The sequence below is a fragment of the Aeromonas sp. R5-1 genome, from assembly GCF_040908265.1.
Lineage (GTDB): Bacteria > Pseudomonadota > Gammaproteobacteria > Enterobacterales > Aeromonadaceae > Aeromonas > Aeromonas caviae.
In genome coordinates this window covers 20,834-28,226 of sequence record NZ_JBFODJ010000049.1, presented here as the reverse complement: position 1 = coordinate 28,226, position 7,393 = coordinate 20,834, and the positions used below count along the sequence as shown (strand labels likewise).

Sequence of the window (7,393 nt, the reverse complement as noted above, 5' to 3'; positions counted from 1 at the left end):
CGATTGCGCACGACCTGATGGGTCACTCCCTGCGCTTTGCTGAAACTGGCATACACCCCGGCGCCGTCGCTACACAACACCGCATCTGACGAGACAAGGGGTGTCAAAACAGCTATCACCGTCTCGGCATTCATTTTCTCCAACTGAAAATCCGCATGGTGACCAGCCCGGTCCTGAACCACCATCACCGGGATGTAATCCGGCCCTGTGCCTCGGGTACGGCCTTTGCCCCCACGGTGGCGGGCCGGGCGGGGCAAACCACGTTGCCCTTTAAACGACTCCAAGAAGAAGGTCTCATCAACCTCGACGATACCCCCTTCCCGTGCCGCCTGGTGACTCGCCATGGCTTTCAGGAAGCGGTGACGCCACAAGAAGGCGGTATTTTTACAGACTCCGCAGCGGACGGCAGCCTGTCGGACGGTCAGACCGTCGATGAGGGCCTGGGCGTAGTCTTCCCAGCATTGTGCCTTGCGAAGTCGAGCCAGAGGCGTCTTGGTGAGAACGGAACTGGTGCGCAGACACTGCTTGCAGCGATAACGACGCAGCCCTCGACTCCAACCCCAGGGAGCCAACTGCGTAGCCTCGGCCTGACAGTGAGGGCAACATCGACAAGCGGGGAGTTGAGCGGCCAGCGAGGTGATTGGGTGAGGGGTAGTGAGTTCATGTTGCGCGAGGCGACGCTGGCGCATGGTGAGCTGTGGAAAGAGAGACAGTAGATGTTGAAAGGCTTGGGTATCCATGATGGAGGCCCTCAGGGTGATGACCTACTTCAAGGTTAGCCTTTCAACATGTAATTGGGACAGCGCCTTTTTCATACCCGTTCATGGCCGATGCTTCATGTCACTGCGCATCTTCTATCACCCCCACTACTCCGCCTTGAGGCTGCCCGAGCGTCACCGCTTCCCCCTGGCCAAGTACCAGGCGCTGTTTGAACGCCTCGTCGCCCTCGACTATCCGCTGGCACAGGCCACCCCTGCCAGCCGTGAGCAGATAGAGAAGGTGCACGATGCGGCCTATGTACAGGCCGCCCTCACCGGTACTCTCGATGAAGGGGCCATTCGCCGGCTCGGCTTTCCCTGGTCTCCCCTGCTGATTGAACGTACCCTGCACTCGGTCGGCGCCACCCTGGCCGCCAGCCGCCACGCCCTTGCGCAGGGCTGCGGACTGCAGATTTCCGGCGGCTACCACCACGCACACCGGGGGTTTGGCAGCGGCTTCTGCCTCTTCAACGATCTGGTGATCGCGGCACGAACCTGCCTGGACGAGGGACTCTGCGAGCGGGTACTGATCGTGGATCTCGATGTCCATCAGGGAGATGGCAGCGCCGCCCTGTGCACGGGCAGCCGTGACATCATCACCCTCTCCCTGCACGGAGAACACAACTTCCCCCGCCACAAGCCGGCCTCCCATCTGGATTTTCCCCTGCCAAGCGGCATAGAGGACGACGCCTATCTCGAGACCCTGAACCAGGCCCTCGCCCTGGCTCATCGCCTCTACGCCCCCGACTTCATCCTCTATCAGGCCGGGGTGGATGTGCACCGGGACGACGAGCTAGGCTACCTCTCCCTGAGCGACTCAGGCGTGCGCCAGCGCGATGCCATGGTCTTTGACTCTGCGCTTCGCCACGGGCTGCCCATCACCGCCGTACCGGGCGGGGGTTACCGGCGAGACTGGCAGCAGTTGATCCCGCTGCACCTCTCGCTCTTTGAAGCAGCAAGGCACCGGTTTGGTTGAGCGGCACCGCCCGGCCCATGACGAAAAAGAGGCGACCCTTGGGTCGCCTCTTCTATATCCGTGCACAGGGATGATGACGCCGTCTGCCCTCAGGCATGGGCCATTGGCGTCGGGTGCTCGCCCATCTTGCGCAGCAGCATCAGCAGATAGACCAGGGAGACCCCGGCAATCACCATGAACAGCAGATGATCCGAGTAGTGCTGCATCAGGAGCGCCGTCAGGGTCGGTCCGAGCAGGCTGCCGATGGTGTAGCTCAGCAGCAGCGCCTGGTTCATGGCCACCAGTTGATGCTGCTCGACCTTCTCGCAGGCCCAGGCCATGGCCACCGGATAGAGCGTGAAGCCCGCGGCCCCCAGAATGAACAGCGTCGGTCCCATGGCTGCGTTGCCGAGCATCGCCATGGCCCCCAGGATCACCACCAGCACCTGTACCCGCAGCACCGGCAGGCGCCCGAAACGATCTGCCAGACGCCCCACCGGCCATTGCCCCAGGATGCCGGCGCTCACCATCACCGCCATCCAGTAGCCGATGGCCCCGTCGCTCACCCCCTGGTGGTTCAGATAGAGCGGCATCAGACCATAAAGCACCCCCAGCACGATGCCGGAGAGGATGCAGCCGTTCACCCCCAGACGCGCCTGACGCAGGCGCAGCATCGGCCAGACCGGAGTCCTGGCCTGGTGGTTGCCTGACGGACTGGCGATGCGGGTGAACAAGAGCGGCAGCATGGCCGTCAATACCAGGGCGGTCACCCAGGGCAGCACCGCCATCAGCGACGTCGGCACTTTGCTCACCAGCAGTTGCCCAAGCACGGTGCCCACGTAATAGACCATCATGTAGGCGGCCAGCAGGCGACCCCGATTGCGGGCGTTGCCGCTGCACATCAGCGCGCTCTCCACCACCACCCAGATCATGGCGCAGCCGACACCGGCGATGAATCGCCAGGCGAGCCAGCTCCAGAACGTCACGGTAATGCCGAGCCCGACGCAGCCTGCGGCAAAGAGCGCACTGGCCAGGTAGTAACTGCGATTGAAGCCGCAGCGGGCGATGAGTCTGCCCGCCAGCAGGGTTCCCAGCAGGTTGCCGGTGAAATAGGAGGAGCCGACCATGCCGACCTGCCAGGTGGGCAGATGCTCATGGGCGAGCCAGAGCGGCACCAGGGTATTCAATACCGCGATGGCCAGGGTCAGCAACAGCAGGCCACAGAGCAGGAGCAGCACCGGGCGGGAGTATGTGGTCATGGATAGAACCGTGGGGAGAGGCAAAATGCGAGCGCATCATGCCACCGCCTGTGCCTTTGTCAATCGGCACTGAGGCCGGGTCGCAAGGTTTTTCTGCCCACCGTGATGGCAACGCGGCACGGCCCTCCCCTGACGGGAGCCTCATCCCCTTGATTGGCCGACACCTTGGTCATGATGAGGGGAAGCGGGCGGTTGAATATCGACTCTGTGCCTCCCTCACGCCAGAGCGCCATGACCAGAAGAGGCGGCCCAGGGCCGCCTCTTCTTGCTATCAAGCACAACCTATCGTGCACAACGCCGGTCAGCGCTGGCGCTTCTTGGCGTACTTGCGACGAGCCCGGGCCTGGCGCTCCTCTTCCCGCTCCGCCTTCTCCCTGGCTTTCTGCTCAGCCTCGGCCTCGGCTTCCACTATCTCGACGCTCACCATCTCTGGCGTCTCCAGGGAGATCCGCCCCAGCATGCCGGACCGGAATTCATTGACCAGGATTTCCGAGGCCTTGTGCAGATCCGCAAGCCCCCCCTTGCGCATGAAGCCGCGCTGACGGGCAATGAGATCCAGCAGCTCGATCTCGGTCTCCGGCAGCTCGCTCAGCTGGTAGCGTGCCTTGATGCGCTCCGGATAGGCCTTGATGAAGTAATCGGCGGCAAACATGGCGATGTCGGCGTAATCGAAGACGGTATCCTTGATGGCCGCCGTGATCGCCAGTCGATAACCGCAGGAGGGCGGGTTGAGCTTGGGCCACAGGAAGCCAGGGGTGTCCGTCAGGATGACGTGGTTGTCGAGCTTGATCCGCTGCTGGGACTTGGTCACCCCCGCCTCGTTGCCGGTCTTGGCGATGATGCGCCCCGCCAGGGTGTTGATCAGGGTGGACTTGCCCACGTTGGGGATGCCCATGATCATGGCGCGCACCCCGCGCAGCTCGAAGTTGCGCTCCGGCAGCATCTCGTGGCACAGGGTCAGCAACTGCTTGATTTTCTCCGGCTCCTGCTGGGTCAAGGGCAGTGCCTTGATCCCCTTCTCCTGCTCCATGTGGGCCACCCACAGCGCGGTGATCTCGGGGTCGGCAAGGTCTGCCTTGTTGAGCACCTTGATCACCGGCGTCTCCCCGCGCAGCTCCGGCACCAGGGGGTTCTCGCTGGAGAAGGGGATGCGGGCGTCGAGCATCTCGATGATGACATCGACCTGGGGCATGACCTCTGCAATCTCTTTGCGGGCCTTGTGCATGTGGCCGGGGAACCAGTTGATGGACATATCCGTTACTCTCTCATTGGCATGCGGTCCCCTCTCGGGGCTGCGGGCGCTCGGGGTTGCGGGTGCGTGGTGATGCGCCAGACCGCTGGCACTCATCGCAAGGGGGCGCATTTTACCTGCTGCGGCCCCGATTTGACAGGCTATTCTGGCCGGGTGTTGTCACCCGGGTGGCCGGATGCCTACCACGCCACCGGGAGGTGAGTGGCAGAACACAATCAACATAACCCATTGATATAAGATAACATTTGCAAGGCGCTTTCACCGTATTGTCATCTCTCTGCACTAAAAGTGTCATCTGCCCCCTCTAGGCTGCGCTCAGGTTTCACAAGGAGCGAACCCCAATGAGAAAGATGGCAGGACTTGCAGTGATGATAGGCGCCGCCCTGGCCGCCGGCTGCAACTCCAACAACGACAGCAACACCCCGGAACCCAGCGCCAAGAACGTGATCTTCTTCCTCGGCGACGGCATGGGTCTCAACACCCTCACCGCCTCCCGGATCTATGGCGTCGGCGAAGAGGGCAGCCTCACCATCGACACCCTGCCGGAAACGGCCTTCATCAAGACCTTCTCCCACGATGCTCAGGTGACCGACTCGGCCCCCTCCATGGCGGCCTACATGACCGGGGTCAAGAGCAACAACGGCGTCATCAGCATGGACAGCGACGCCACCCAGGAGAGCGATTGCAGCCAGAGCGGCGGCAAAGCGGTGACCACCCTGCTGGAGCTGGCCAAGGCCGATGGCCGTGGCACCGGCGTGGTCACCACCACCCGGGTCACCCACGCCACCCCGGCCGCCACCTATGCCCATATCTGCAACCGGGACCTGGAGGCTGATATCGCCGTCCAGATGGTGCCGGGAGGCAGCGGTTACAACAGCGCCCTGAAGGAGGGGCTGGATGTGGTGCTCGGGGGCGGCAGCGGCTTCTTCCTGCCCAGCGCCGACAAGGGCAAGCGGGAGGACGGTCGCAACCTCATCGACGAGATGAAGGCGAAGGGCTATCAGTTTGCCGCCACCCTGGACGAGCTGAACCAGGCCGATGCGAGCAAGCCGCTGCTGGGCCTGTTTGGCTCAAGCCACATGAAATATGACTTGGACCGACCCGCCAGCGAGCCGTCACTGGCCCAGATGACCCTGGCTGCCATCAAGCAGCTCAAGGGCAAAGAGAAGGGCTACTTCCTGATGGTGGAAGGGGGGCGCATCGATCACGCCCTGCACGACACCAACGCCAAGCGTGCCCTGCAGGATACCCTCGCCTTCGACAACGCCATCCAGGCCGCCATCAATGAAGTGAAGAAAACCGATCCCGAGCTGAAAAACACCCTGATCGTGGTCACCGCCGACCATGACCACACGCTTGTGCTCAACGGGTACGCCAAGCGCACCGGCAAGACCACGGCAGGCAATGCGGGCGTGCTCGGGCTGGTGAAGAACTACGAGACCGGCGAGCCGAGCAAGGATAGCGATGGCATGCCCTACACCATCATCGGCTTTGGCAACGGCTACAACCGGGTGGACGGCCCGCGCAGCAGCGTGGCGGCCCTCGACGACGCTACCGTCTCCGCCGACGACTATCACCAGGAGGTGGTGGTCAAGGTGGGCGAGATAGGCAACGAGACCCACGGCGGTACCGATGTCTTCCTCGGCGCCATCGGCCAGGGAGCGGAGCGCTTCCACGGCTCTCTCGACAACACCGCCGTGTTCGGCAAGATCAAGGCTGCGGCCAAGCTGTAAGGGATTATCAGGATGAACATCACCATGAAAAAGACGCTGGTCTGCACCGCCCTGCTCGGCACGCTTGGCGGCCTCTCCCAGGCGCACGCCGCCGATGCCAAGAACGTCATCCTCTTTATCGGTGACGGCATGGGTCCCACCGTGCTCACCGCCACCCGCCTGTTCAAGGTGGGGGAAGAGGGGGATCTCGAGATGATGAAGCTGCCCCAGAGCGCGCGCATCAAGACCTTCTCCCACGATGCCCAGACCACGGACTCCGCCCCCTCCATGGCGGCCTACACCACCGGCGTCAAGATGAACAACGAGGTGATCGCCATGAGCAGCGACACCAGGGCCGTGGCACCGTCCAAGGATGCCAACGGCAACAAGGGCATCAACAACTGCACCAGCGACAACGGAAGCCCGGTGCCCACCCTTCTCGAGCTGGCCAAGGCAGCGGGCAAGTCGGTGGGGGCCGTCACGACCACTGAGCTCACCCATGCCACCCCGGCGGCGACCTATTCCCATATCTGCCACCGGGATGCGGCCTACGCCATCGCCGAGCAGGCGGTACCGGGCGGAGCCGGCTTCAATCAGGCGCTGGGGGATGGGGTCGATGTGCTGATGGGGGGCGGCGCCAACCACTGGACGCCCTACAGCGCCAGCAACAAGGGCGGCCGGGCCGACGGCCGGGATCTCACCGCCGAGCTGACCGCCCGGGGCTACCGCTATGTCACCACCAAGGATGAGCTCTCTGCCGTCAACTCGGGCAAGGTGCTGGGGCTGTTCAGCACCAAGTCACACCTCGACTACGAACTGGACCGCGTCGCCAAGGGGGCGGCCAGTACCCAGCCGTCCCTCTCCGAGATGACCGCCAAGGCGATCGATCTGCTCAGCCAGAACAGCCAGGGCTACTTCCTGATGGTGGAGGGGGGGCGTATCGACCACGCCCTGCATGCCACCAACGCCAAGCGATCGCTGACCGATGCGGTAGCGCTGGACGAGGCGGTCAAGACGGCCCTCGGCAAAGTGGATTTGAGCGATACCCTGATCGTGGTTACCGCCGACCACGACCACACCATGACCATCAACGGCTATTCCGCCAAGGGCAACAAGGTGCTGGATCTGGTCAAGAACGCCGATGGCTCGACCCAGAACGACGCGGACGGCAAGCCGTTCACTACTCTGGTGTTCGGCAACGGCCCCAACCGCCAGGACCAGCGCCCCACCCTTACCAGCGATGAGGTGATGGCGGATGACTACCTGCAGGAGACCGGCGTCAAGCTCGGCTCCGAGACTCACGGCGGCGGCGATGTGATGCTGTTCGCGGGCGGCGCAGGCAGCAGCCAGTTCAAGGGCACCCTCGACAACACCCGGGTGTTCGGCAAGCTCAGGGAGGCCCTCGGCCTGTGATAAAGGGGCCCGGCACCGCGCCGGGCCCGTTTTCCGTCGAGCGA

6 protein-coding genes are annotated in these 7,393 nt (G+C 63.5%); 3 read left to right on the top strand and 3 right to left on the bottom strand.

The genetic code is table 11. From position 1 onward, the window contains the following. Positions 1–740 (bottom strand): IS1595 family transposase (locus AB5Y64_RS07025; RefSeq protein WP_368203555.1); only part of this gene is annotated, 740 nt, incomplete at its 3' end. Positions 741–837: 97 nt separating this feature from the next. Here AB5Y64_RS07025 and AB5Y64_RS07020 point away from each other — a divergent pair. Further along, positions 838–1,734 carry a histone deacetylase gene (locus AB5Y64_RS07020; RefSeq protein WP_125117310.1) on the top strand — a complete coding sequence of 299 codons (897 nt, stop codon included), beginning with the start codon at positions 838–840 and terminating at the stop codon, positions 1,732–1,734. Between the two features lie 89 nt (positions 1,735–1,823). Here AB5Y64_RS07020 and AB5Y64_RS07015 read toward each other — a convergent pair whose 3' ends face one another. Together AB5Y64_RS07015 and ylqF are read right to left on the bottom strand one after the other, a co-directional pair. Beyond that, complete coding sequence (locus tag AB5Y64_RS07015; RefSeq protein WP_045524169.1) at positions 1,824–2,972, bottom strand: MFS transporter; 1,149 nt, start codon at positions 2,970–2,972, stop codon at positions 1,824–1,826. Between the two features lie 301 nt (positions 2,973–3,273). Further along, entirely contained in the window at positions 3,274–4,224 is a 951-nt protein-coding gene (ylqF, locus tag AB5Y64_RS07010) for a ribosome biogenesis GTPase YlqF (protein WP_052814633.1), read from the bottom strand. A gap of 341 nt (positions 4,225–4,565) precedes the next feature. Here ylqF and AB5Y64_RS07005 point away from each other — a divergent pair, with 341 nt between their 5' ends. Together AB5Y64_RS07005 and AB5Y64_RS07000 are read left to right on the top strand one after the other, a co-directional pair. Beyond that, positions 4,566–5,957, top strand: coding sequence for an alkaline phosphatase (locus tag AB5Y64_RS07005; protein ID WP_368203553.1), 1,392 nt, complete (start codon positions 4,566–4,568; stop codon positions 5,955–5,957). 24 nt (positions 5,958–5,981) lie between these two features. Beyond that, positions 5,982–7,349: an alkaline phosphatase gene (locus AB5Y64_RS07000; protein WP_171865824.1), complete on the top strand. Its 1,368-nt coding sequence runs from the start codon at positions 5,982–5,984 to the stop codon at positions 7,347–7,349. Positions 7,350–7,393 lie beyond the last annotated feature (44 nt).

Coding starts and splice junctions, on each gene's coding strand:
- AB5Y64_RS07015 (WP_045524169.1), bottom strand. CDS start 2,972: ATGACCACATACTCCCGCCCGGTGCTGCTCCTGCTCTGTGGCCTGCTG.
- AB5Y64_RS07005 (WP_368203553.1), top strand. CDS start 4,566: ATGAGAAAGATGGCAGGACTTGCAGTGATGATAGGCGCCGCCCTGGCC.
- AB5Y64_RS07020 (WP_125117310.1), top strand. CDS start 838: ATGTCACTGCGCATCTTCTATCACCCCCACTACTCCGCCTTGAGGCTG.
- AB5Y64_RS07000 (WP_171865824.1), top strand. CDS start 5,982: ATGAAAAAGACGCTGGTCTGCACCGCCCTGCTCGGCACGCTTGGCGGC.
- ylqF (WP_052814633.1), bottom strand. CDS start 4,224: ATGTCCATCAACTGGTTCCCCGGCCACATGCACAAGGCCCGCAAAGAG.